This is a genomic window from Corynebacterium sp. HMSC072G08 (assembly GCF_001809185.1).
Taxonomy (GTDB): Bacteria; Actinomycetota; Actinomycetes; order Mycobacteriales; family Mycobacteriaceae; genus Corynebacterium; species Corynebacterium phoceense.
In genome coordinates this window covers 18377-41649 of record NZ_KV796440.1, presented here as the reverse complement: position 1 = coordinate 41649, position 23273 = coordinate 18377, and the positions used below count along the sequence as shown (strand labels likewise).

Genomic DNA, 23273 nt, shown 5'->3' with positions numbered 1-23273 from the left:
CTAATCAATGCACTCTAAAACCGGAAGAGCCATCATTGCGGCAAACGGGCCGGGGCCAATCCCGCCGAGGTGGACGACGGTGATGCCGGTGAGGGGGAGCATAGAGACCTGCCTTGATAAAAATAACGGTACGATTTTGGAAGAAATCGTACCGTTAGGTGGCGAAGGTCACAAAGGTATTACTCCCACGGTTCGATGGGATTGCCCTGCCACACGGTGCCCGCAGGGACGCGGTCGCCGCGCATGACAAGCGAGCCGGGACCCACCGTCGCGCTACGGCCTACCGATGCCGCCGGCAGCGCCACCGAGTGCGCCGCGAGCGTCGCACCGGCGCCGAGGGTGACGGTGTCGAGGCTCATGACGCGGTCCTGGAAGAGATGGGTTTGAACCACCGTTCCGGGGCCCACGGAGGCGCCGTCGCCCACCGTGATGAGGTCGGTCTCCGGGAACCAGTAGGACTCGATCCATGCGCCGCGGCCGATGCGCACGCCGAGTGCGCGCAGCGCCATATTCATCGAGCCCGTGCCGCCCGCGTGCTGGAAGAACCAGGGGGCGGCGACGGATTCGACGAAGGCGTCCTGGAGCTCGTTGAGCCACACGAACGAGGACCACAGTGGGTGGTCGCCCGGCACGTGGCGGCCGACGCAGATCCACTTCACGGCCACGGTGATGGCCACGCCCACCGCGCCGGCGGCCATGAGCAGCAGGCCAGAGACGAGCCACGCAACCGCCAGGCCATAGGCGTCGAGCAGCCACAGGAGGCCGCCGAGGACTGCGGCGAGCAGCATCGCGGAGGTCATCGGCGCGAGGAGACGGAGGGTTTCTACCGCGCCGCGCGCGATCTTGACGCCCAGGCCCGGGCTATAGGTGAGGGCCTCGCCGCCGTCGACGTGCGCCTCGACGCGGCGCATGCGCTCCGGCGGGGAGCCCCACCAGTTGGAACCGGCTTTGGACTTCTTCGGCGTCGAAGAGAGTACGGCCACGAGCGAATTCTTGCCCAGCTTGCGGCCGGGGCCCGTGATGCCGGAGTTGCCCACAAACGAGCGCTTGCCCACCTTAGTCTCGCCGGTGAGCAGCCAGCCGCCGCCGAGCTCGTAACCGCCCACGAGCGTGTCATCCGCGAGGAACGCGCCGTCCTTGACCTCGGTGAGCTTCGGAATCATGACGGCGGTGGAAATTTCAGCGTCGCGGCCAATGCGTGCGCCGAGCGAGCGCAGCCAGCCCGGCGTGAGCTGGGAGGCGTAGAGCGGGAAGAGCGTCGTGCGGGCTTCATCCATGAGCCTTTCGATGCCCCAGGCGCGCCAGCCAGCCGCCGAGCGCACCGGCGCCACGCCGGGCTTGAGTCCCAGCTGCAGGAAGCGCACGCCCAGCCACGTTTGTGCCATGAAGAACGCGAAGGCGGCCAGGGCGCCGACGGGTGCGAAGAGCAGTCCGCCCACGTAGGGGTTGCCGCCGGTGAGCTGGATGAGCGCCACGGTCGCGGCGGCACCCACGGCAAGCGCCATGAGCGGCTGCAGCGCGAGCAGGAACGAGGTGACGCCATAGATGGCGACCCAGTGGCTGCGGCGGCGCGGGTGCTCATCAGGGAAGCGGTGCTTGGAGCGGCCTACCTTTGCCGCGGGCGAACCGGACCAGCGTTGGCCAGACTTGACCTTCTTCGCGCCCGTCACGGTGGATCCGGCCTCGATGTGGGCATCGTTGCCGACGCGCGTGCCAGGCAGCAGCGTGGAGCGCGCGCCGACGCGGGCGTTCTTGCCTACCTCGATGGCACCCACGCGCAAAATGTCGCCGTCGAGCCAGTAGCCGGAGAGATCGACCTCCGGCTCGATGGACGCGTGCGCGCCGATGGTAAGCAGGCCCGTGACCGGCGGCAGCGAGTGGAGATCGACGCCGTGGCCGATCTTCACGCCGAGGGTGCGCGCGTAGTTATTGACCCACGTCGCACCCGCGATGGACCGCGAACCGGACGCGTCGGCCCAGCGTTCCGCCGCCCAGATGCGTAGGTGCACCGAGCCGCCGCGCGGGTACTCGCCAGGCTGAATGCCGCTCGTGATGAGTCGCGCGCCGAAGCCGCCCAGCGGAATGCGCCCGAGCGGTGTGGCGAAGACCAGCACCAAGGCGATGACGAGCCACCACGGCGACCATACGGCCCACTCGATGCCGGCGAGGACCGCCAGATTCGAACCGAGCAGCAGCCACGCGAGCCACGAGCTCGCGGCGAGCGTCATGACGGGAATCTGCACCAGGAACTGAATGAGGCGCGTGGTCCACCTCACCCGCGCGACGTGACGCTGGCGCGTCACGGACGAGGCGGACGGAGAGGCGGCATCGATAAGCTCGGCGAGCGCGCCCAGACGCGGGTGATCGTAGAGGTCACGCACGGACGTGGTGGGGTAGCGGTCGCGAATGCGGCCCACGAGGGTGGCCGCGGCGAGCGACGTGCCGCCCAGCGTGAAGAAGTCCGCGTTCGCGTCTTCGACGGAAACGCCGAGGACCTCGACGAAGAGCTGCGCGAGCCACGCCTCGGTGTCGGTGAGGCCCACGGCCTCGACGCCCACGCCAGGTAGCGGCCACGGCAGCGCCTTTTTGTCGACCTTGCCGGAGGTGCGCACGGGCAGCTCGTCCATGACGCACAGGCGCGGGACGAGGGCGGCGGGCATGGACTCGGCGAGGCGCTCGCGCGCAGCGTTCTCATCGAAGCCGGCGTCCGGGTCATCGAGCGAGACATAGCCCACGAGGACCTTCTCGCCGCCAGCCGTGGACTGCACCGCGACGGCCGAGTTGTAGACATTCGGCAGGGCCGCGACGTTGGCCTCGACCTCGCCGAGCTCGATGCGGCGGCCGCCGATCTTCACCTGGTCGTCGACGCGACCCACGAAGTACAAGCCGTCCTCTTCGAGGCGCACGTGGTCGCCCGAGCGGTATGCGCGCTCCCACGCCATGGACTCGAGCGGCGCGTACTTTTCGGCGTCCTTGACCGGGTCGAGGTAGCGCGCAAGACCCACGCCGGCGATGACGAGCTCGCCCACCTGGCCCATCTGTACGGGAAACCCCTCGGTATCCACGACCGCCAGGTCCCAGCCGCGCAAAGGCTTCCCGATGCCCACTGGCTGGCCAGGCAGGAGCCTCGCCGCCGAGGACACGACGGTGGCCTCCGTGGGGCCGTAGGTATTCCACATCTCGCGGTCCTCGGTCGCCAGGCGGTCGACGAGCTCTTGCGAACAGGCTTCGCCGCCGACGATGAGCAGGCGCACGTGGTCGAGGGCCTCTGCGGGCCACAGACCCGCGAGGGTCGGGACGGTGGAGACCACCGTGATGTCGCGGCGGATGAGCCAGGGGCCGAGATCCATGCCGGAGCGCACGAGCGAGCGTGGCGCCGGGACAAGGCAGCCGCCGTGGCCCCATGCGAGCCACATTTCCTCACAGCTCGCGTCGAAGGCGACGGACAGGCCCGCAAGCACGCGGTCATCTGGTCCTAGGGGACCACCAGGGTGGTCCGCTAGAAAAATCGAAGCCTCAGCGTCCACGAACGCGGCGGCGGAGCGGTGGCTCACAGCCACGCCCTTCGGCTTGCCCGTCGAGCCCGAGGTGAAGATGATCCACGCGTCATCCTCAGGGCGCGGCTCGCCGGCCGCGTGCGCGTCCGGAGTTAAACGACGGAAGCCCTCGTCGGTGAAGATGCCGTCAATGGCGGCCTCGCCGAAGACCATCTCGGCGCGCTCGTCCGGATCGTCTGCGTCGACAGGCACGTAGGCGGCGCCCGCGAAGAGCGTCGCCAAAATCGCGAGGTAGAGTTCCTTCTTACCCGAGGTCATGCGCACGCCGATGCGATGGCCGCGCCCAATCCCCTGGGCCGAAAGTTCGGCGGCCCAGGCGGTGGCATCGGCAAGCAATTCGGCGTAGGTGAGGACCTCGCCGTCATCAATGGCTGCGGCGTCGGGGTAGAGCCCAGCCGTGGTGCGGACGATGTCGACGAGCGTGCGGGGCGGGGCGGCCTCCTCGCGCAGGAGATAGGACTCGGGCACATGAATAATCCCCGCTCCGGGCTGGTGCTCATCACGGGGATCTTCGGGCAACGCGTGGCGCGGCTCCATTTAGGAATCGTCCTCCCCCGCCGAGATGATGGAGGTCGCGAGCTTGCGCAGGTGCTTGAGCTGCTTATTTGTGGAGGCGTCGAGCGCCTCGTCCTCGGCAGCCGTGACGAGCTCTGCGAGCTGGCCGTGGGCCTTCGTGCCCTTCTTCGTGGAGGCGACGATTTGGCGGCGGCGATCGCGGGGGTCGCGCTCGCGCTTGGCCCAGCCACGTTGCTCGAGGGCGTCGATGAGGCGCACCATGTCCGAGGCGTCGATAGCCAGCGTGTCAGACAGGTGAGACTGGCTCGCCGCGGACTCCTCGACGAGGCACGTGAGTACCCAAAATTCGCGCAGAGTCGTCTCCTGCGAATTCAGCTGAGCCTCGACCATATCGCGGACGCGGCGGCGAAGGCGCTCGAGCTGAAACGACGGGGACTCCAGCAGAGCGGTAGGAATCGGGTGGGTTTTCGTGGAAGACATACCACCATACTAAGCCCAAATGATGGGTTGAAGCCAATTATTCGGCGGCGCTACTCCGTAGGCAGACCCTGGCTAACCCAAGCATTCGTGCCGCCTGCGACGTTGATTGCGTCCCAGCCGAGCGCCTGCTCGAGGTACTCCGCCACCTGCGCCGAGCGGCCGCCTGCCGCGCAAATGACGTAGATGTCCTTGTCTGGATCGATCTCTGCGTAGCGCTGCGGCACCTCGCCCATTGGAATGTGGGTGGCACCCGCGGCATGGACCTGGTTCCACTCGTCGTTTTCGCGGACATCGATAAGCTGCGCGCCTTGCGGCACGTCCTTCGGTTCTACTTCTTTCATGCGAGCCAGCCTACCTTTTCCTGTGAATGCTCGGTTCAGACTTGCGGGTAGTGTCCGATCGGGCTTAAGCAAAAAATTATGTACCGCCGTTCCTTTTGCCCGTGACCGGCCTTGCCAGCGCGACGACAACAACGACGTCTACTACTGTTCTTCGCCGCAGGCAGCGGACATCGAGACGCTCGGCATCTACGTTCTCGCCGCCGCGTGGAAGGATGGCGCCCCGGATTGGTCTTACAAGGTCATCATCCCGGGGAGCACGCCGGGCTCGCTTCCCAGACAGCCCCCACGTCCTCTAGCTACGACTCCTCCGAGGCAGCACCCAACTGGCGTATCCACACCGGTATCAAACAAGGCGACACCGCGGCGACGACCGAGATGAACCTGGCACTCGCCCTTGGCATGATGGACCGCAACGTCGAGTTCGAGACCGTCTGGGGCCAAGGCCATACGATGGCGACTCCAATTCCATTGAGTGGGTGGGCTCCCTTTAGTCGCGGGCCGTTCCTTGCGAAAACACCACCCAAAATTCTTGTGGCAAAAGGATTTTCGCAAGGAACTCACACAAACGTCCTGGTTCCTTGCGAAAATCAGAAACTTCCTTGCCATTTAGAATGAATTTTCGCAACGAACTGGAAGACTTGCACTGCGAGGCCGTCGGAATCCAGTTATTGTGCAGTGGCAACTGAAAAATCTCGGGGGAGGAATACATGCAACGCCACCGTATTGCTAAAGGATTTTACGTCGACAACGAACTCACTCCAGCTATAGTCGCCCAGGCCATTGCCGAGAAATATCCGACGGCGGTTTTCACAGGCCGAACCGCTGCGCAGATTTATGCGCAACAACCGCTTACGTTTCCGCTCGATGTAGCAACACCACGGTTGATGGCAAAGTCGGACTACTATGTCGCCCACCGCACGACGGTCCTCAACGCACACGATTTCCTTGGCCACAGAGTCCATACGCCGGTGCTCGCCACGCGCGTCATGGAGAAGCCGGAAGCACACGCGCTGCTGGAGAAGGTGTACGCAGGCCGCACCGGGCGGGACCGGCTCGAGCGGCACCTGAGCTACGTGGGCACGCTGCCCAAGAAGTGCCGCGTGTTCCTTAAAACGGCCGCGTTGTTTACGGACTCCGGCGCGGAAATCACGGTGGCGCACGCCCTTAAAGCGCGTGGGCTCGAGGTGGAGAGCAACGTCCAGATTGGCCCGTACTTCTGGGACCTCGTGCTGCCCAAGGAAAAGATCGCCATCGAGATCAACGGCTTCGACTTCCACAAAGACCGCCAAGCCGTGGTGCGTGACCACTGGAAGAATAATGACGCGGTCCTGCGCGGCTGGACGACGCTGCGGTATACAGGCAGCTGCGTCGCGCACCACCTCGACGAGATTGTGGAGCAGGTCTCCACGGCTCGCACACCGAATTGGAACGCGTGGGCGCATAAGCTCGCGAGCGCGTGGCACGTCGTATTTCGAGGCTTCGACGGGCCGATCCGCGACTACTAAAACGCGAAAACCCCGCTCCAAGGAGCGGGGTAAGAGCGAAGATTTACTTGTGGCGCTCGATAGCTTCCTGCAGGATCTTCTCAGCCTCGGCCTTGTCGCCCCAGCCGGAGCCGGTGACTTCCTTGTTGGGCTCCAGGTCCTTGTAGTGGACGAAGAAGTGCTCGATCTCGTCCTTGATGGACTGCTCAACATCGTTGATGTCCTGGTAGCGCTTCCAGCGCGGGTCGTCGATGACGCAGAGGAGCTTGTCGTCGCCGCCAGCCTCGTCCGTCATCTTGAATACGCCGAGGATGCGAGCCTCTACGATAACGCCCGGGAACACCGGCTCCGGGAGGATGACGAGGGCGTCGAGCGGGTCGCCGTCTTCGCCGAGGGTCTGGTCGATGAAGCCGTAGTCAGCCGGGTAGGCCATCGGGGTAAACAGGTAGCGGTCGAGGTAAACCTTGCCGGTCTCGTGGTCGACCTCGTACTTGTTACGGGAGCCCTTAGGGATCTCGACGGTGACTTCAACGTTCACGGTTGTCCTCCATGTCAGTAGTGGTTAGCGTTTGCTGCTCACATCATACCCGCTAGGGTTAAGGCAATGAGTACAAAGCGTGTGTGGTGGTGGTCCGCAGCCGGCGTCGTGGCTGTGGCCGTGGCGGCGACGGCGGCGACCGGTGTGGCGGTCCAGCGCACCTACGGGGACCTGGATCACGGCCAGGCCTTTGAGGCGCCGGCGCCGGCGAATCCGCTCCAGCCCGCCCAGCCTGCCGATGCCCCTTTGGGCGACGTCGCAGGCCGCCTCACCGAGCTTGCGCGCGATAACGAGGCTTTGGGTAACTTCGGCGGCCAGGTCATCGACACAGCGACGGGGGAGGTCGTGTGGGACCAGGACGGGGCTAAGGCGCTGCTTCCGGCGTCGAGCACGAAGGTGCTCACGCTCGCGGCGGCGACGTGGGAGCTGGGCGAGGATGACCGGATTACGACGGAGATCGTGCGCGGAGACAATAACGCGGTCATCATCAAGGCCGCGGGCGACGTGTGGCTCACGCTCGCGCAACTCGACGCCGCGGCCGCGCAGATCAAGGAAGCCATGCCCGAGGTGAGCGGGGTGTTCATCGACACACGCGCGTGGGCCGGCGACGATCAGGCGAAGGGGTGGGATCCGGAGAATGTCGATGGCGGCTTCGTCGCGCCGATGCAGCCGGCCATGGTTTTCGGCGGACGCCTGGGCGCGGCGACGGGCGACGTGCCGCGCAGCCACACTCCGGCGCTCGACGTGGCGAACCTGCTGGCCAAGCGCCTGGGCGTGACGACGGTGGGCATGAGCGAGGCTCCCGATGCCGCCACACCCGTCGCGACCATCGAGTCCGAGCCGCTGTCCGTGCGCGCCGAGGAGGCCGGGAAGGACTCGGATAACGTCATGGCCGAGGCTATCGGCCGCGAACTCGCCGTCGCGCGCGGCAAGGAGGCATCGTTTGCGGGCGCTGCGGAGGCGACGCTCGAGGTGCTCGGCGAGCACGGCGTCGATACCTCGCAGGTCTTTATCGCGGACAACTCGGGCTTGAGCGAGGTGAACCGCATCCCGGCGGACGTGCTCGCGGGAATCATGAACCAGGCGGCGACGGAGGACGCGCTGCGCCCGCTGCTTGGCTATCTGCCGGTGGCCGGCGGCGACGGCACGCTGTACACGCGGTATACGGATCTCGCGGGACGCGGCTACGTGCGCGCGAAGACGGGCACGCTCACGGGGACCTCGGCGCTGACGGGCATCGTGCCGGGGCAGTCGGGCCATGTCTTTGCGTTTGCGTTCCTCGTCAACGACGGCGACATCCTGGCCGCGCGCGCGGCACAGGATGAGCTGGCTTCGGCTTTGCGGGAGTTCTAGTGGATCCGTTCTGGCCGCGGAAGTCGCCGCATTTCGCGCGGCTGCGCGCGGCCGTGCGGTCCGTCGCGCGTGAGCATCCGCGGCTTTCCGTGGGACTGTCGGGCGGGCCGGATTCGCTGGCGTTGGCGGCGGCACTCGCCGCGGAAAAGCGGGGCGAGATCGTTGCCGTGTGCGTCGACCATCAGCTGCAGGAGGGCTCGCGCGCGGTCTCGGAGGAGGCGGCGCGCCAGGCACGCGCGTGGGGACTCGCCGCGAAGGTCGTCGCCGTCGACGCCGGGCGCGGCGAGGCGGAGGCGCGGGTCGCGCGGTACCGAGCGCTCGCGGCCGAGGGCGTGCCGGTCTGCGTCGCGCATACCGCCGAGGACCAGGCCGAGACCCTGCTGCTCACCGCCCTGCGGGGGCAGACTGGCGGGATGGCGCCGCGCGCCGAGATCGAAGGCTGTGTGGTGCTGCGCCCGCTGCTCGAGGCGCGCCGGGCTGACACGGAGGGCGCATGCAGAGAACTTGGCGTCGAGCCGTGGCGCGACCCGCACAACGAGCGCGCGGACTTCCGGCGGGTGCGTATTCGCCGCGAAGTCCTGCCGTTGCTCGGCGACATCGTGGGCGGCGACGCCGTCGCCCCGTTGGCGCGCGCGGCCGCGCAGACGGTGGACGACGACGTGGCGTTAGATACGGCGCCGACCGATGATTGCGCCGAGCTCGCAGCCCTGCCTGCGGCGCGCCGCCGCCGCGCGATTGCCGCCTGGCTCCAGGCGTCGGGGGCGCCGGTGACGGGGTGGGGGATTGAGGGCATCGGAAAGCTGTGTACGGATTGGCATGGCCAGGGTGGCATTGCGGTGGGCGCAAGGTTGGAAGTCAGGCGCGTTGGTGGCAAACTGGCACTATTGCATCAGCTGTAAAAACCAAGGAGCCAGCCCCTCATGCATGACACCAAGGACTTTCGGGTCCCGGCTAACCCGTACGGCGACGACCTCGAAGCCGTCCTTCTCGACGAAGCGACCATCAAAGCCCGCGTGCAGGAGATGGCGGACAAGGTCTCCGCGAAGTACGCGGATAACGAGGAAGACCTCATCCTCGTGTGCGTGCTCAAGGGTGCGGTGTTCTTCCTCTCCGACTTCGCGCGTGCGCTCAGCATTCCGTCCCAGCAGGAATTCATGGCGGTGTCCTCCTACGGCAACGCGACGTCGAGCTCGGGCGTCGTGCGTATCTTGAAAGACCTCGACCGCGATATTCAGGGTAAGGACGTCCTCATCGTCGAGGACATCATCGACTCTGGTCTCACGCTCAGCTGGCTCATCCGCAACCTGCAGGGCCGCCGCCCGCGCAACCTTGACGTGGTGACGCTGCTGCGCAAGCCAGAGGTTGTCAAGGTGGAGATTGACATGTTTGACGTCGGCTTCGACATCCCCAACGAGTTTGTCGTGGGCTACGGCCTCGACTACGCGGAGCACTACCGCGACCTGCCGTTCGTGGGCACGCTGAAGCCGGAAGTATATTCGGACTAGACTCTCTTCTTAATGAAAAATTCCAGCATCGTCCGCTACGGCGCGATCGCGGGCCTCGTGCTCATCGCGCTGTACGCGTTTACGTTCTTTACTAATGACTCGCGTTCCTACATGCAGGTCGACACCTCCGTGGCGTTGACCCAATTGCAGGACAAGAATGTCGCGGAAGCCCAGATAGATGACCGCGAGCAGCAGGTTCGTCTCAAGCTGCGCGAACCCGTCACGGTCGAGGAGCGCGACGGCGTCGAAGAGGTCATCGCCAAGTACCCGGCCCGCGCCACCGAGCAGGTCTTCAACGCCGTGAAGGATTCCGGCGCGGAGAAGTACCAGACGAAGGTGACGCAGGAGTCCTTCATCGGCTCGATGATTTCTTTCATCCTGCCCATGCTCATCGTCTTCGGTCTGCTCTTCTTCTTTATGTCGCGCATGCAGGGCGGCGCCGGTGGCCTGTTCGGCATTGGCGGCTCCAAGGCCAAGGAGCTCACCAAGGACATGCCCACCAACACGTTTGAGGACGTGGCCGGTGCGGACGAGGCCGTGGAAGAGCTCATGGAGATCAAGGACTTCCTCGAGGACCCGGAACGCTACCACGCGCTCGGCGCGAAGATTCCGCGCGGCGTCCTGCTCTACGGCCCTCCGGGCACCGGTAAGACACTGCTCGCGCGCGCCGTCGCAGGCGAGGCGGGCGTGCCGTTCTTCTCCATCTCGGGCTCTGACTTCGTGGAGATGTTCGTCGGTGTCGGTGCCTCCCGCGTGCGCGACCTGTTCAAGCAGGCCAAGGCGCAGTCGCCGTGCATCGTCTTCATTGACGAGATCGACGCCGTGGGTCGTTCCCGCGGTGGCGCTAGTACCGGCGGCGGCCACGATGAGCGCGAGCAGACTTTGAACCAGCTCCTCGTGGAGATGGACGGCTTCGGCGACCGCGAAGGCGTCATCCTCATCGCGGCGACCAACCGCCCGGACGTCCTCGACCAGGCGCTGCTGCGCCCGGGCCGCTTCGACCGCCAGATCCCGGTGACCAACCCGGATCTTGCCGGCCGCGAGAAGATTCTCGAGGTCCACGCCAAAGGTAAACCTTTGGCGAAAGATGTCGACGTCAAGCAGCTGGCCAAGCGTACCGCCGGTATGTCCGGCGCGGACCTGGCGAACGTCCTCAACGAGGCGGCGCTGCTCACGGCGCGCATCGGCGGAAATGTCATTACGGCGGACGCGTTGGAAGAGGCCACGGACCGCGTGGTGGGCGGCCCGCGCCGCCAGTCCAAGATCATCTCCGAGCACGAGAAGAAGGTCACCGCGTACCACGAGGGCGGCCACACGCTCGCCGCGTGGGCGATGAAAGACATCGAGCGCGTGTATAAGGTGACCATCCTCGCGCGCGGTCGCACCGGCGGCCACGCCATGACGTCCCAGGAAGACGACAAGGGCATGTACACGCGCGACGAACTCTTCGCGCGCCTCGTCTTCGCCCTGGGCGGCCGCGCCGCGGAGGAGCTCGTCTTCGGCGCGCCTACCACGGGTGCGTCCTCGGATATCGAGAACGCCACGAAGATCGCGCGTGCCATGCTCACCGAGTACGGCTTTAGCCCGGAGCTTGGCACCGTGAAGTACGGTCAGGAACAGGGAGACCCGTTTGCCTACGGTGGGGCCGGCGGCTCCATCGAGTACTCGGACGACGTCGCCAAGCGCATCGACGAGCAGATGCACTACCTGCTCGACCGTGCACACGAACAGGCCTACGCCATCCTTGCGGAGCACCGCGATTACCTGGATAAGCTGGTGGAGCTGCTCCTCGAAAAGGAGACGCTGCGCCGCCCGGACCTCGAGGGCGTCTTCGACGGCATCGTGCCGCGCGAGTCCTTCGACGTCTTCGAGGGCGAAGACGAGCGCTTCCCGCAGCAGGCTGGCCGCGAGCCCATTAAGACTCCGGTCGAGCTTGCCGAAGAGCGCGGCGAGGTGCTGCCCAAGCGCCGCACCCTGCTCGACGCCACTCGCGCCGCACGCGAGCGCCGCCTGGCCGGCAAGGTTCTGGCCGTCGGCGACGACGAGGAATACGGCTTTAACTTCGGCCGCGACGCCGGCGATATCGTCGACGATTACACCGAGGGCACCGAGCCCGAGTCCACCCAAGAGCCGACCGAGCTTGCCGATGCCCCCGCCGCGCCGGCACCGGAGGCTCCCGCGCCCGAGGCTTCCGCTTCGGAGCCGTCCACGGTTGCCTCCGAGCCGGAGGTTGTTGAGCCTTCGGAGCCGGTGAAGCCGAGCCCGAGCACCGATAAGACGACGGAGATTCCGGTCGTGCGCGACGCCGCGCCGCGGGGTCGCCACCACAAGCCGAGCGCTGAGGACGCGCAGCCGGAAGAGACCAAGGAGCTTCCGCGCGACTGGGCACGCCCGTGGGGCAGCCAGGACGCGCCGAAGAATCCATACGCCGATGGCTCCGCGGACAGCAAGGGAGAGAAGAATGACTAATCCGGAGGCTACCGCTGGGAGCGACGCCCTGACCGAGGCCCTGACCGACGCAGCGGAGGGCGGCGCGACCCCGGACATCCCGGCGGTGCGTGCGTTCGACCAGGAGCGCGCGGAGGCCGCGGTGCGTGAGCTGCTCATTGCGGTGGGCGAAGACCCGGACCGCGAGGGTCTGCAGGAAACGCCGGCGCGAGTGGCGCGGGCGTACCGCGAGACGTTCGCGGGCCTGCATGAGGACCCGACGGCGGTGCTGGCGAAGACGTTCGCGGAGGGCCACCAGGAGCTCGTGCTCGTGCGTGATATCCCGATTTATTCGACGTGCGAGCATCACTTGCTGCCGTTCTACGGCAAGGCGCACATCGGGTACATCCCGGGCAAGGACGGCCACGTGACCGGCCTGTCGAAGCTGGCGCGTTTGGCGGATATGTACGCTAAGCGCCCGCAGGTGCAGGAGAGGCTCACGAGCCAGATTGCGAACGCGCTCATGGACAAGCTCGGCGCGCAGTCGGCCATCGTGGTCATCGAGTGCGAGCACTTGTGCATGGCGGCGCGCGGCATCCGTAAGCCGGGCTCGACCACGACGACCTCGGCGGTGCGCGGCGGCTTTAAGAAGAACGCCGCCTCGCGCGCGGAAGTGATGAGCCTTATCCGCAGTTAATCCCAGGCGGCCGGACGCGTGAGCGTGTGGCCGCTTTTTAAGTACATGCAGTGCGACGTGAATGCTTTGACAGCTTTGAACGAAAGGAAGAACATGCAGCCGGCAGCCCGCGTGAGTGATGTGAGTGTCCCGGGGAGGACGTTGGTCATGGGAATCGTCAACGTCACGGAGGACTCGTTCTCCGATGGCGGGCGATGGTTAAACCACGAGACGGCGATTGCGCACGCGCGCGAGCTCGTCGCGGCGGGCGCGGACATGATCGACGTGGGCGGTGAGTCCACGCGTCCGGGCGCGGTGCGCGTGGAGGAGCGCGACGAGATCGAGCGCGTCGTGCCGGTGATCGAGGCCCTGCATGCGGAGGGTATTCGCACGTCTGTGGACACCATGCGTGCGGCGACGGCGGCCGCGGCGGCTGCAGCGGGCGTGGATATGGTCAACGACGTCTCGGGCGGCCTCGCGGATCCGGAGATGTTCGCCGCGATGGCGGATGCGGGCCGGACGGTGTGCCTCATGCACTGGCGGACTGAGAAGTTTGGCTCCGCGGCGGGCACCGCGAACCACGGCGGGGATGTCGTGCGCGATGTGCACCAGGTCTTCGACGAACTCGTCGCGGCCGCGGTAAAGGCGGGCGTGCGCGAGGACGCGATTGTGCTCGACCCGGGTTTGGGGTTTGCGAAGAGCCCACAGGATAACTGGGCGCTGCTCCACGCGCTGCCGGAATTCCTGGACGGACCGTTCCCGTTGCTCGTGGGAGCCTCGCGCAAGCGCTTCCTCGCCGCCGTGCGTGCGGACCGCGGCGCGGAGTCCAATCCGCTGCTTGCAGACCCGGCGACGGCGGCGGTGACGGCGATTTCGGCGCACCTCGGCGCGTGGGGCGTGCGCGTCCACGAGGTGGGTGCCTCGCGCGATGCCGTGGATGTGGCGGCAGCCTGGGCGCGGGGGAAGGACTACGCGGGAGGAGAGGGGGCATCGGGAAGCTATGCGAACGGTGCGGACCACGGGACAGTAGCAACGACGGCGCTAGGAAAGGCGAAATAATGGCAGACCGTATTGAACTCACCGGCCTGGAGTGCTTCGGCTACCACGGTGTCTTTGACGAGGAGAAGCGCACGGGGCAGCCGTTTATCGTGGATATCACGTGCTGGCTCAACTTTGCGGAGGCGGCGGCGGACGATGACCTCACAAAGACCATCAATTACGCGGAGCTCGCAGAGGTCGCGGCGGAGGTCGTGGAGGGACCTGCGCGGGACCTCATCGAGACGGTCGCCACGGACGTGGCCAATGCCGCCATGCGACGCTTTGAAGAGCTTTATGCTGTAGAGGTCACCATTCATAAACCCAAGGCGCCCATCCCGCGCACGTTTGGCGATGTCGCGGTCGTGGCGCGCCGTTCCCGAAAGGGGAAGTAAAGCATGCGCGCAGTCCTGTCTATCGGGTCCAACATGGACGATCGCGTGGCGCTGCTGCGCAGCGTCTTTGACGAGTTCGCCGGCCAGATTGTGGCGGCCTCGCCGGTCTATGCCACCCCGCCGTGGGGCGTGGAGAACCAAGACGAGTTCTTGAATGCCGTGCTCATCGTCGAGGTTGAAGAAACGCCGCTCGGTCTGCTGCGTCGTGGCCAGCGCCTCGAGGCGGCGGCGGAGCGCAAGCGCATCCAGAAGTGGGGTCCGCGCACGCTGGACGTGGACATCGTGGACATCTCGTCGTTTACGTCGACGGACCCGCGCCTTGTGGTTCCGCACCCGTATGCCCGCGAGCGCGCCTTCGTGCTCGTGCCGTGGCTGGCGGCGGATCCTGATGCGACGCTGGCGGGCACCCCGCTAGACACGCTTATCGCGGATCTTGACCCAGAAGAGGTCGCTGCCATTCGTCCCTTGGGGCCCATCGAGGAGCTCTAGATGCAACGTACGTCTTTGCCTGCGCTTATTGGCACCGCCGTGTTTGTGGCGGCCGCCGTCGCCATCGTTATCCCGCGGCTCTACGGCTACATGGGAACCATCCCGCTCACCGTCTCCATCACGCTGTGGCTCATGGCCATTGTGTGCGCGGTGCTGGCGTGGCGCGTGCGCGAAGCAAAGAAGGACGATACGCACGGCATTGGGCTGGATACCTCGCAGCTCAACCCCATGACGATTACCAACTTCATGCTGCTGGGCAAGGCGTCCGCGTGGACCGGCGCCATCGTGGGCGCGGCGTATGCGGGCGTGGCCGTGTACGTCATTCCGCATGCCCACGAGCTTGTGGCTGCGGCCGAGGACGTCCCCGGTGTTCTCGCCAGCCTGCTGGGCGGCGCTGCCATGGCGGTGGCTGGCGTTGTCCTCGAACGCTACTGCGAGGTACCGCCGCCCGCGGATGGGGCGGCGGCGTAGACACCTAGCGCAGGACGTCACGCTCGGTGCGGGTGAGGACCTCGACGGCCTTGTGCTGGACCGCGTTGTGTGCCTGGAACCTGCGTCGGTGAGACGCACGACCACGAAGCGTCCGCGAATGGGGGTGCATCCCCGTGTGTGGGCACGCCCGGCTCAAGGGCACTGTGGGGGAGGAAACGCGGTAGGGTTTAAGGCTTAGGACATGCGCGTAGGCCCTGCCATCCATGCGGGTGGGGCGTGCGGGCACGAAGGACGCACACGGTAGGTTGGTGACCATGACTTCCACACAGCAGCAGGAATTCCCGGACAAAGACGGCGCGCAGTCCGCGCCCGAGTCCGGAACCGCGACCACCCGCGTACACTGGGCGCTCATTGCGCTCGTGGTCCTTGCCGTCGTTGCGACCATCTTGATGCTGATCTCGGGTTCCGCCGCAGCGATGAAGCTCGCGCTCGTCGCCGCGTTGTGGGCCGCCGTGCTGGGCTTCTTCCTCGTTACCCGCTACCGCCGCGAGGCCGCGCAACGCGAGCAGGAGCTCGTCCTGCGCGAGGAGCTCTACACTACCGAGCTGGATAAGCTCCGCGCCGAGAAGTCCGCGCTTGAGGGCACCACGCCTGGCGATTCGGAGCTGCTTGCCGATATCAAGCACGAGCTGCAACAGATCCGCACGCAGCTTGAGGAGCTCTCCGGCCGCGACTTCACCTACGAGCCGGCCGCCCTCTATGCCGAGGCCCGCCGCATTGCGGAGATTGAGTACAAGGTCGGCGCGACGGAGGAGCCCAAGGTCGCCTTCACCCAGTCTTCCGCGGGTGCGCCGTCTGCCGATGCCATCGCGGGCCGCGTCGGCACCCAGCCCAGCGCCAGCTCGCGCCACGACAACCCGCTCTCCGAGCTCATCCGCGAGCGCGAGGCCGCCGGCACCGATACTCCGACCCGTCGCCACGGTGCGCATGAGGCACCGGAGACTGCTGCTGCTTCATCTGCATCCGCATCCGCGCCTCAGGCGGACACTGCGTCGAAGCCTCAGGCCGCGTCCACGGCGTCCTTCGTTTCTGAGCAGACGCCGCACGCGCCGACGTTCTCTACGCAGCGCAGCCCCGAGTCGACCTTTAGCACCGGTTCCTTCCAGGCCGTGCGCTGGGACCAGGGCGGCGTGGACACGAACGTGACGCCGAAGGCCTCCACCACGGCGCATTCCGCGGCGAAGAAGACGGAGCCGGCCACGGCGCAGGACGCCAAGGCCGCAGACGCTGCACAGGATGCCGGGCAGGACTCAGCGCAGGACTCAGCGCAGGACGCGAAGAAGGCTGACGCTGCGGCCGCTGCGGGACGCCGTGGCCGTCGCCGCAGCGACGCTGGCCGCGAGGGCGCGGTCTCCGTGGCGGAGCTCATGGCCCAGATGAAGAAGGGGAAGTAGATGCCCGCACCGCGCATGCGGATTGGGATCTTCGGTGACTCGGCGGCGGGCCAGGAGCTAGCGGCCGGGCTGGCTGCGGCTGGGCACGCGCTCGTGCGCATTGACGCCCTCACGGATTGTGCGGAAGTCGAGGCACTCATCCTCGCTATCCACGCGACGCAGCTGCCGCGCGCTGTCGAGGCCGTGGAGACCTACATCGCGAACGGGCAGATCGTTATTCACACCGCGCTCGCCGCAGGTGTGCAGGTCCTCGACCCGTTGGAGACGCGCGGCGCCGTGGTCGTGGCGGCCGCACCCGTGAGCGTGAATCGCTGGGCCGTGACGACGCTCGATGAGCTCGGGGAGACCATCGCCGGGCTGCTGCTCGGAGAAATGGGCGCGACCGCCATCGCGAAGACCGATGCGGAGCGTGCGACGTTGGCCAGCCGGGTCGCGTATGCGAAGATGCTCGCGCGGCTCACCGCGGATGCGCGCCGGGAGGTCGAGCTCCTCATGGACGAGGAGACTCAGCCGGGCGCGGACATTGACCCTGCGGAGGTCATTGATGGCTACCGCTACATTCACGAGCCGGGTCTGCGGCGCTCCTACTTGGAGGTCGCGCGGCGCTTCGGCGAGGTCGAAGAGGCCGAGGATATTGAGATGTGGGCACTACAGGAGGAAAACAGATGAGCTTCGAATTGGGCGTGGCGACGGTCCTCGACGACGAGTCTCGGGTCGCGCTGGTTGCGCGGGCCTATAAAAAGTTGGGCAAGCCCATCGTCCTTGTCCCCCTAGGTTCCGGCATTCACGCAGGCCACGTGGCACTCGTCCGCGCGGCCAAGGCCATTCGTGGCGGCATCGTCATCGTTGCGGTGGAAACGCTGGGAGAGGGTGACCAGGAGCTGCTCGCGCGTGAAGGCGTCGACGTCGTGTGGGTCTACGCCCCGGACGCGCCGTGCACGCTTGTCCTGCCCGTCGATCACGGCCTGGAAAACACGACAGAACTCGCGACGTCGCTCACGCGTGCGCTGCGACTCATCAATGCCGTGGGCGCGACGGACGTCGTGGCGGGGGAGAAAGACTACGAGGAGCTGCTCGCGCTCAACGCGGCGCTCCGCGATCTGCACCTGGGCGTGCGCCTGCAGGGCGTGCCTACGGTCCGTATGCCGGACGGGGTGGCGATGAGCCTGCGCAACGCGGGCGTGGCCGAGGACGCGCGCGAGCAGGCGGAGGCGCTCTCGGCGGCGCTCACCGCTGGGGCCCATGCCGCGGAGCACGGCGCGGAGGCTGTCCTCGACGTGGCGCGCTCCGTGCTCGGGGCGGCCGGGGTGGAGCCCGAGTACCTCGAGGTCCGCGGCCGTGACTTGGGACCGGCGCCGGAACAGGGTGACGCCCGCCTCCTTGTCGCGGCGACCGTGGGCGGCGTGCGGCTCATCGACAACGTGGGCCTGCCGCTGGGCATCGGCTTCCGGAATCTCGAGGAATACGAGGCGCAGCAGGAAGCGCAGCGCGAGGCCGCACGCGCCGAAGAAGACCAGGCCTAGCCAGAGCTGGATTTCAGAACAACGAAGCCGTTAGATCCACGCGGATCTGACGGCTTCGTTGTCGTGAGTTTCCTCGCTACTCGGCGGCGGGGGCTGCGGCAGGCTTTGGCTGCTTGGGCGAGCGCGTGCCAAAGACGCCGAAGATGCCCAGGAGTGCGATGAGCGTGATGAGCGCGCCGGCACCGAGGAGGCCCCAGCGGATCCAGTGGATGAGGTTCGTGTGGTGGAACTTCTTGGTCTGCTCGAGGAACGCTTGGGTGTCTTCCTCGGAGATGGAGGAGTTGAACGTGAGTGCGTTCTGGGTCTCCACGCCGTCGTCCTTGGCGTAGAAGTCCTTGATGGATACGTCGAGGTCCACGATCATGCCTGAGACTTTGTCTACGTAGAAGTCACGCTGGGCGGAGTGGAAGAGGTACTCCGTGCCGTCCTCGCCGGAGAGCATGGTCTGATAGGTGTTGTACTTCTTTGCCACGTTCGTGGGCTCGATGTCCTGGTGGTAGCGATAGACGGTGCGCCCATCCATCTCCATCTCTTCTTCGAAGACGGCGGGGGCGGAGTCGCGCAGCGTCTCATCGAATACGTCGTAGGAGGTTTTCTCCGCGCCGGCGGGGAACTTCCACCACAGGCCGGTGACCGGAACGGTGCTGACGGGAGTAGCCATGGTGTGGGACACGGCGGCATCGGCAAGCGCGTCGCCAGTGAGGCGATCGATGGGGTAGGACCAGACCTGCGCGGTGATGAGGCGGTCCTTTTCCTCCTGCAGGCTCGAGCGCATCCACGACGAGCCGACGCGGAGGGTGACCTGCTCGTCATCCGCGGGCTCCTGGAGCGCGACGTGCCATTGCGCGGTGACGGGTACCTGGAGCTGGCGGCCGTCCTGGAGGAGGCGCGTGGTGGCGTTCTCGTCCGTCATTGTCCACGTCGTGTGCTTCAGATCGAGCGGCAGAGTGGGCTCGGCCTCGATGAAGGCCGGAGCGGCGAGACCGGCGGAAAGGCCGGCGACACCTACTCCGAGCAGGAGGGCGGAGGCGACGCGGGAGGTTGGCAACATGGTGTTCCATCCTAGCGGCCGGGCGGTCACGGCTGAAAGTGCCACGGCGGGCCCTGACCGGCGTGTCTTGGATCGGTTCCAGGGGGCGGTGGTATATTTCCGAAGTGCACACCGCATGAGACGGCGCGACGAGAGTCTGCGCCCCGTGCGTGAAGTGAGATGGCCGCCCCGCGCGGTCCAGTACCGCCTTGTCGCACCCATGTGTGGGGCTGGACAATAGGCGGAAATTCAACTATGCTAGTTCGTTGCGCTGGAATCATTTTCAGATGTGCGCTGACACCTTGTACAAAAACCCATTTGACAAGGTGATTTTGTGCTCTTTTCTTACAGTGATTCCACAGCAGACCAATTGCTAAATCTACCAGCGGTTTCGGGCCAATCACAGCAACGGAGTGGTTGAATCCCGGTTCCGCGTGAGGTGCTGGAAGGACCCATCTTGGCAGTCTCGCGCCAGACCAAGTCAGTGGCTAATATTCCCGGAGCCCCGAAGCGTTACTCGTTCGCGAAAATCAGCGAACCCATTTCGCTTCCGGGCCTCCTCGACGTACAAATTGATTCCTACGCCTGGCTCATTGGCACGCCCGAGTGGCGCGCCAAGCAGCAGGAGGAGCGCGGCGCCGACGCCCGCGTGACCAGCGGCCTGGAAGACATCCTGGAAGAGCTTTCGCCCATCCAGGACTACTCCGGCAATATGTCGCTGTCCCTGTCTGAGCCGCGTTTCGAGCCGGTGAAATACACCGTCGACGAATGCAAGGAAAAGGACATTAACTACTCTGCGCCGCTTTATGTGACGGCAGAGTTCATCAACAATGACACCCAGGAGATCAAGACCCAGACGGTGTTCATCGGCGATTTCCCGATGATGACGGAGAAGGGCACCTTCATCGTCAACGGCACCGAGCGTGTCATCGTCTCCCAGCTGGTGCGTTCCCCGGGCGTCTACTTCGACCGCTCCATCGATAAGTCCACGGAGCGTCCGCTCCACGCCGTCAAGGTCATCCCGTCCCGCGGTGCATGGCTCGAGTTCGACGTGGACAAGCGCGACACCGTCGGCGTCCGTATCGACCGCAAGCGTCGCCAGCCGGTGACGGTGCTGCTCAAGGCCCTGGGGTGGACCGAAGAGCAGATCCGCGAGCGCTTCGGCTTCTCCGAGCTCATGATGTCTACCCTCGAGTCCGACGGTGTGTCCAACACCGATGAGGCTCTGCTGGAGATCTACCGCAAGCAGCGCCCGGGCGAGCAGCCCACCCGCGACCTTGCGACCTCCCTGCTGGAGAACTCCTTCTTCCGTGCGAAGCGTTATGACCTCGCTAAGGTCGGCCGTTACAAGGTCAACCGCAAGCTGGGCCTGGGCGGCGACCACGACGGTCTCATGACCCTGACCGAGGAAGACATCGCTGTCACCCTCGAGTACCTCGTGCGCCTGCACGCGGGCGAGCGCGAGATGAAGGCGCCGAACGGCGAGATGATCCCTCTCCACACGGACGACATCGACCACTTCGGTAACCGTCGTCTGCGCACCGTGGGCGAGCTCATCCAGAACCAGGTTCGCGTGGGCCTGTCCCGTATGGAGCGCGTCGTGCGCGAGCGCATGACCACCCAGGATGCCGAGTCCATCACCCCTACTTCGCTGATCAACGTCCGTCCGGTCTCCGCGGCTATCCGCGAGTTCTTCGGTACCTCCCAGCTGTCGCAGTTCATGGACCACAACAACTCGCTGTCTGGTCTCACGCACAAGCGTCGCCTCTCCGCACTGGGCCCGGGCGGCCTGTCGCGTGAGCGCGCCGGCATTGAGGTCCGCGACGTTCACCCGTCGCACTACGGCCGCATGTGCCCGATCGAGACTCCCGAGGGTCCGAACATTGGCCTCATCGGCTCGCTCGCGTCGTACGCACGCGTCAACGCCTTCGGCTTCATCGAGACCCCGTACAACAAGGTCGTTGACGGCAAGATCACCGGCCAAGTCGAGTACCTCACCGCTGATGAAGAGGACCGTTACGCAATTGCGCAGGCCGAGGTCGAGCACGACGCTGACGGCACGATCACCGAAACCCGTATTGAGGTCCGCCTCAAGGACGGCGATATCGGAGTGACCGACGCTTCCGGCGTCGATTACGTGGACGTGTCCCCGCGCCAGATGGTCTCCGTTGCAACGGCCATGATTCCGTTCCTCGAGCACGACGACGCTAACCGCGCCCTCATGGGTGCGAACATGCAGCGTCAGGCTGTGCCGCTGCTGCGCTCCGAGGCCGCGTACGTCGGTACCGGCATGGAGCTGCGCGCGGCCTACGACGCGGGTGACGTCATCATCACCCCGAAGGCCGGCGTGGTCGAGAACGTCTCCGCAGACATGATCACCATCATGGATGACGAGGGTGTGCGTGACACCTACGTCCTGCGCAAGTTCGAGCGCACCAACCAGGGCACGAACTACAACCAGACCCCGCTCGTCTCCCTCGGCGACCGCGTCGAGGCAGGCCAGGTGCTGGCTGATGGTCCGGGTACCCACAACGGCGAAATGTCGCTGGGCCGCAACCTTCTCGTGGCGTTCATGCCGTGGGAAGGCCACAACTACGAGGACGCCATCATCCTCAACCAGCGCGTCGTGGAAGAGGACATCCTGACCTCTATCCACATCGAGGAGCACGAGATCGATGCCCGCGACACCAAGCTCGGTGCCGAGGAAATCACCCGTGAAATCCCGAACGTCTCCGAGGACGTCCTGCGCGACCTCGACGACCGCGGCATCATTCGCATCGGTGCGGACGTCCGCCCGGGCGACATCCTGGTCGGTAAGGTCACCCCGAAGGGCGAGACCGAGCTCACGCCGGAAGAGCGCCTGCTGCGCGCCATCTTCGGTGAGAAGGCTCGCGAGGTCCGCGACACCTCCATGAAGGTTCCGCACGGTGAGGTAGGCAAGGTCATCGGCGTTGCTCGCTTCTCCCGCGAGGATGACGATGAGCTGGCGCCGGGCGTGAACGAGATGATCCGCGTCTACGTCGCTCAGAAGCGCAAGGTCCAGGATGGCGATAAGCTCGCCGGCCGCCACGGCAACAAGGGTGTCGTGGGCAAGATCCTGCCGCCGGAGGATATGCCGTTCATGGAGGATGGCACCCCGGTCGACATCATCCTCAACACCCACGGTGTCCCGCGTCGTATGAACATCGGCCAGGTCCTCGAGGTTCATCTCGGCTGGCTGGCACACGCTGGCTGGAAGGTCGACGTCGACGATCCGGCTAACGCTGACCTGCTGAAGAAGCTGCCGGAGGAGCTTTACGACGTTCCGCCGGAGTCGCTCACCGCAACCCCGGTCTTCGACGGTGCCTCCAACGAGGAGATCTCCCGCCTGCTGGCTTCCTCGAAGCCGAACCGTGACGGCGACGTCATGGTTGATGAGCACGGCAAGGCCCGCCTCTTCGACGGCCGCTCCGGCGAGCCGTACAAGTACCCGGTTTCCGTCGGCTACATGTACATGCTCAAGCTGCACCACCTCGTCGACGAGAAGATTCACGCTCGTTCCACCGGCCCGTACTCCATGATTACTCAGCAGCCGCTGGGTGGTAAGGCTCAGTTTGGTGGCCAGCGCTTCGGCGAGATGGAGGTGTGGGCAATGCAGGCCTACGGCGCTGCCTACACCCTGCAGGAGCTGCTCACCATCAAGTCGGATGACGTCGTCGGCCGTGTCAAGGTCTACGAAGCCATCGTCAAGGGCGACAACATCCCGGATCCGGGCATCCCGGAGTCCTTCAAGGTGTTGCTCAAGGAGCTGCAGTCGCTGTGCCTCAACGTGGAGGTCCTCTCCACCGACGGCACGCCGATGGAACTGTCCGGATCTGATGATGACGACATGGACTCGCCGTCCCTGGGCATTAACCTGTCCCGCGACGAGCGCTCCGACGCCGACAACATCGCGTAAGTTACCGCATTCTGGTCTGGCCTTAAGCTTGCCGATGCCGCCTTCCCGCTACCGCGGTAAGGCGAAAGGTTCCATAAGGAAAGGAACCCATCGGACAAGCC

General features: G+C 65.8%; 20 protein-coding genes. 14 read left to right on the top strand and 6 right to left on the bottom strand.

The genetic code is table 11. From position 1 onward, the window contains the following. Positions 1 to 179 precede the first annotated feature (179 nt). The 4 genes from HMPREF2559_RS08940 to HMPREF2559_RS13030 all read right to left on the bottom strand — a co-directional run bounded on the left by HMPREF2559_RS08940 (position 180) and on the right by HMPREF2559_RS13030 (position 5603). Positions 180 to 4094, bottom strand: coding sequence for a Pls/PosA family non-ribosomal peptide synthetase (locus tag HMPREF2559_RS08940; RefSeq protein ID WP_083297818.1), 3915 nt, complete (start codon positions 4092 to 4094; stop codon positions 180 to 182). Continuing rightward, positions 4095 to 4553 carry a MarR family winged helix-turn-helix transcriptional regulator gene (locus tag HMPREF2559_RS08935; RefSeq protein WP_066512420.1) on the bottom strand — a complete coding sequence of 153 codons (459 nt, stop codon included), beginning with the start codon at positions 4551 to 4553 and terminating at the stop codon, positions 4095 to 4097. Positions 4554 to 4603: 50 nt separating this feature from the next. After that, positions 4604 to 4894: a rhodanese-like domain-containing protein gene (locus HMPREF2559_RS08930; protein WP_066492914.1), complete on the bottom strand. Its 291-nt coding sequence runs from the start codon at positions 4892 to 4894 to the stop codon at positions 4604 to 4606. A gap of 487 nt (positions 4895 to 5381) precedes the next feature. Further along, the gene (locus tag HMPREF2559_RS13030; protein ID WP_168162245.1) at positions 5382 to 5603 is read right to left on the bottom strand and encodes a hypothetical protein; all 222 of its coding nucleotides are present in this window, start codon (positions 5601 to 5603) and stop codon (positions 5382 to 5384) included. A 175-nt stretch (positions 5604 to 5778) separates the two neighbouring features. Between HMPREF2559_RS13030 and HMPREF2559_RS08925 the strand changes: the two genes are divergently transcribed. Then, positions 5779 to 6399 (top strand): endonuclease domain-containing protein, encoded by a 621-nt coding sequence (locus HMPREF2559_RS08925; RefSeq protein WP_066512422.1) that lies wholly within the window; start codon positions 5779 to 5781, stop codon positions 6397 to 6399. A gap of 43 nt (positions 6400 to 6442) precedes the next feature. Here the strand turns inward: HMPREF2559_RS08925 and HMPREF2559_RS08920 are convergent, their stop codons facing one another. Next, the gene (locus HMPREF2559_RS08920) at positions 6443 to 6916 is read right to left on the bottom strand and encodes an inorganic diphosphatase (RefSeq protein WP_070540396.1); all 474 of its coding nucleotides are present in this window, start codon (positions 6914 to 6916) and stop codon (positions 6443 to 6445) included. A 66-nt stretch (positions 6917 to 6982) separates the two neighbouring features. Here HMPREF2559_RS08920 and dacB point away from each other — a divergent pair, with 66 nt between their 5' ends. The 12 genes from dacB (at position 6983) to HMPREF2559_RS08860 (ending at position 18205) form a co-directional block, all read left to right on the top strand. Continuing rightward, positions 6983 to 8269 carry a D-alanyl-D-alanine carboxypeptidase/D-alanyl-D-alanine endopeptidase gene (gene dacB / locus HMPREF2559_RS08915; RefSeq protein ID WP_070540393.1) on the top strand — a complete coding sequence of 429 codons (1287 nt, stop codon included), beginning with the start codon at positions 6983 to 6985 and terminating at the stop codon, positions 8267 to 8269. Continuing rightward, positions 8269 to 9168, top strand: a complete 900-nt coding sequence (gene tilS, locus HMPREF2559_RS08910; protein WP_070540390.1) for a tRNA lysidine(34) synthetase TilS — start codon at positions 8269 to 8271, stop codon at positions 9166 to 9168. The genes dacB and tilS overlap by 1 nt, the downstream gene beginning before the upstream one ends. A 21-nt stretch (positions 9169 to 9189) precedes the next feature. Next, positions 9190 to 9774, top strand: a complete 585-nt coding sequence (gene hpt / locus HMPREF2559_RS08905; protein WP_066492923.1) for a hypoxanthine phosphoribosyltransferase — start codon at positions 9190 to 9192, stop codon at positions 9772 to 9774. Positions 9775 to 9786: 12 nt separating this feature from the next. Next, positions 9787 to 12243 carry an ATP-dependent zinc metalloprotease FtsH gene (gene ftsH / locus HMPREF2559_RS08900; protein ID WP_070540386.1) on the top strand — a complete coding sequence of 819 codons (2457 nt, stop codon included), beginning with the start codon at positions 9787 to 9789 and terminating at the stop codon, positions 12241 to 12243. Beyond that, positions 12236 to 12898: a GTP cyclohydrolase I FolE gene (gene folE, locus HMPREF2559_RS08895; protein WP_082723330.1), complete on the top strand. Its 663-nt coding sequence runs from the start codon at positions 12236 to 12238 to the stop codon at positions 12896 to 12898. The genes ftsH and folE overlap by 8 nt, the downstream gene beginning before the upstream one ends. 93 nt (positions 12899 to 12991) lie before the next feature. Then, a complete protein-coding gene (gene folP / locus HMPREF2559_RS08890) occupies positions 12992 to 13936 on the top strand; it encodes a dihydropteroate synthase (protein ID WP_066492926.1) in 945 nt (314 codons plus the stop codon). After that, positions 13936 to 14307, top strand: coding sequence for a dihydroneopterin aldolase (folB, locus tag HMPREF2559_RS08885; protein WP_066512430.1), 372 nt, complete (start codon positions 13936 to 13938; stop codon positions 14305 to 14307). Before folP ends, folB begins: the two co-directional genes overlap by 1 nt. A 3-nt stretch (positions 14308 to 14310) precedes the next feature. Next, entirely contained in the window at positions 14311 to 14796 is a 486-nt protein-coding gene (folK, locus tag HMPREF2559_RS08880; RefSeq protein ID WP_066512434.1) for a 2-amino-4-hydroxy-6-hydroxymethyldihydropteridine diphosphokinase, read from the top strand. Further along, a complete protein-coding gene (locus HMPREF2559_RS08875) occupies positions 14797 to 15267 on the top strand; it encodes a DUF3180 domain-containing protein (protein WP_066492934.1) in 471 nt (156 codons plus the stop codon). 275 nt (positions 15268 to 15542) lie between these two features. Next, on the top strand, positions 15543 to 16682 hold the full coding sequence (locus HMPREF2559_RS08870; RefSeq protein ID WP_070540382.1) for a DUF6779 domain-containing protein: 1140 nt from the start codon (positions 15543 to 15545) through the stop codon (positions 16680 to 16682). Next, a complete protein-coding gene (locus tag HMPREF2559_RS08865) occupies positions 16683 to 17351 on the top strand; it encodes a 6PGD fold domain-containing protein (protein WP_083297816.1) in 669 nt (222 codons plus the stop codon). Beyond that, positions 17348 to 18205, top strand: a complete 858-nt coding sequence (locus HMPREF2559_RS08860) for a pantoate--beta-alanine ligase (RefSeq protein ID WP_070540379.1) — start codon at positions 17348 to 17350, stop codon at positions 18203 to 18205. Before HMPREF2559_RS08865 ends, HMPREF2559_RS08860 begins: the two co-directional genes overlap by 4 nt. Positions 18206 to 18281: 76 nt before the next feature. On the opposite strand, the gene HMPREF2559_RS08855 is transcribed toward HMPREF2559_RS08860, so the two are convergent. Continuing rightward, positions 18282 to 19256 (bottom strand): cell envelope lipid trafficking protein PgfA, encoded by a 975-nt coding sequence (locus HMPREF2559_RS08855; RefSeq protein WP_070540376.1) that lies wholly within the window; start codon positions 19254 to 19256, stop codon positions 18282 to 18284. A 418-nt stretch (positions 19257 to 19674) separates the two neighbouring features. Here HMPREF2559_RS08855 and HMPREF2559_RS08850 point away from each other — a divergent pair, with 418 nt between their 5' ends. Beyond that, on the top strand, positions 19675 to 23172 hold the full coding sequence (locus HMPREF2559_RS08850) for a DNA-directed RNA polymerase subunit beta (protein ID WP_066492948.1): 3498 nt from the start codon (positions 19675 to 19677) through the stop codon (positions 23170 to 23172). Positions 23173 to 23273 lie beyond the last annotated feature (101 nt).